Here is a 669-nt window from a genome sequence, read left to right as displayed (position 1 = left end):
TTCGTAGGCGGCCCGAAACAACTCTTCGGCAGAAACTTGGGTCGCGGTCATCGGGTGTCTCCTGTCTTACTGGCAAGCGCTTCTCATAGCCATCCATCATACTGCCCCTTGCTGCCAGGCTACTCCCCCAGCCGCCTGCGGCAAGAACCTGCATTTGTTGACATACTCCCTACCGGCTATAGCCTGCTTCCACACAGCGCTAAGACAGGGGTTTTCGCATCGCAAAGAGCTGGCATAGCTGATCCCCCATCCGCCGCTGTAGGATAGAGGCACAGCCACTCGAGCTTCTCTTCCTGCCTCACGCCAAGTTTTGGCCTGCAAGCTTAGTTGCTGCTTTGATCCCCAGAGTATTCTCTGGAAAGAACTTTTCTATCTTTTTGTGGGTGAGGAGGAAGATTGAGAGATTTTTTTGACGATCGCGTCGGTAGGACGGAATCCCCAGCGCCTAACCTGTCGCTGGCCCAGACCAGAGTGGCAGCCCCGCCGGAGATGATGGGGCCAGTGCTGAAAATTGTCGGCAAGCAGACCTTGAGCGGCCACATTCCCATCGGCGGCGCGAAAAACTCGGCTTTGGCTCTCATGGCCGGATCCCTTTTGGCTCCTGCAGCTTGCCGAATTCACAACGTGCCACGCCTGCTGGACATTGAACGCATGGGGCAGATCCTGACC

At 56.5% G+C, this 669-nt stretch carries 1 pseudogene; it reads left to right on the top strand.

Annotated elements, in window-relative coordinates:
* Positions 1-396: 396 nt before the first annotated feature.
* A pseudogene (locus tag NW853_RS12130) lies at positions 397-669 on the top strand (UDP-N-acetylglucosamine 1-carboxyvinyltransferase); the annotation flags it as partial.

It is taken from the genome of Synechococcus sp. H55.11 (assembly GCF_047462475.1).
Classification (GTDB): Bacteria; Cyanobacteriota; Cyanobacteriia; order Thermostichales; family Thermostichaceae; genus Thermostichus.
The sequence above is the reverse complement of the archived record's forward strand: the minus strand, read 5'-3'. Positions and strand labels throughout refer to the sequence as shown.